At 59.5% G+C, this 1,084-nt stretch carries 1 protein-coding gene; it reads right to left on the bottom strand.

Features of this window, described 5'->3' with window-relative positions; genetic code table 11:
- Positions 1-31: 31 nt before the first annotated feature.
- Positions 32-979, bottom strand: coding sequence for an IS30-like element ISAs2 family transposase (locus PG897_RS22505; protein WP_019706001.1), 948 nt, complete (start codon positions 977-979; stop codon positions 32-34).
- Positions 980-1,084: the final 105 nt, after the last annotated feature.

The following is a 1,084-nucleotide window of genomic DNA, read 5'->3' as shown; positions in this document are numbered from 1 at the left end:
CGCGAATTCAACTTCGAAGTGCGACACTCGCCTATGCCGCCTGACGGTACTCTTCGAATACCTTGACAGGCTGCCTGAATCCGAGACATTTCCGAGGTCGTAGGTTGAGCCACTGCTCCGCTCTCCTGACATCCTCGTCCGTGACCTCTCTCAGGTCTGTTCCCTTTGGGATAAACTGCCTCAACAGCCCATTGCTGTTCTCGTTCAGACCGCGCTCCCACGAAGAGTAAGGGTGCGCAAAGTAAGTCTCGGCACCCAGCGCTTCCTCTATCGCCTTGTGTTCGGCAAACTCGCCGCCGTTGTCAAAGGTGATGGTATGCACCTGCTCGATGTAGGGCGTTAACATCTCGATTATCGCATCCCGCACCACCCCAGCCTGTTTGCTCGCGACCCGCTTGACCAGATAGAGCCGGCTCTTGCGCTCCACCAGGGTGACCAGTGCACCTGTGCCTTGCTTGCCCAGCACCGTGTCCGCCTCCCAATCACCGAGCCGCTCCCGGCTATCGACGATAGCCGGCCGTTCATCAATAGAGCGGGCTTCCTTGATGGGAGAACGCAGGCTGCTCGCCCCCTTGCGGTAGCGCTTGTGGCCCTGGCGCAGATGGCGGTACAACTGGCCACCCCGGGCTTTGTCGGCGGCCACATGGCGGTATATCCACTCGTGACTCACCATGAGGCCTATCTGCTTGCCCACCGCGCTTATCTGCTCCGGGCTCCACCACCAGGCGAGTGTCAGCTCGACAAACTGGATGACATCGGCAGATAGCCGAGATTTGGCCGCACTGGCCCGTCGGTGGGTGGCGTGCTGATGCGCATTGTCTGGCTGGTAGCCCTGCGGCCCGGCGTTACGACGCAGCTCCCGGTAGAGGGTGGAGCGATGAACGCCAATGGCGCGTGCGGTGGCAAGGATGGACATCCCCTGTGCGCGAAGCACCGATAACTGGTATCGTTGCCCCTCGGTCAACTGCTGATAGCTCATGGTGATACTGCTTTTACTTTGGCGAGCAGAAGGGTACCACCAATCAGCAGTTGGCCACCTCTCGCCATTCATCCATGAGTGTCGCACTTATTATCTGAATTCCCG

The sequence above is a fragment of the Aeromonas sp. QDB20 genome, assembly GCF_027707805.1.
Lineage (GTDB): Bacteria > Pseudomonadota > Gammaproteobacteria > Enterobacterales > Aeromonadaceae > Aeromonas > Aeromonas dhakensis.
This window is presented reverse-complemented; position numbering and strand designations above follow the sequence as displayed.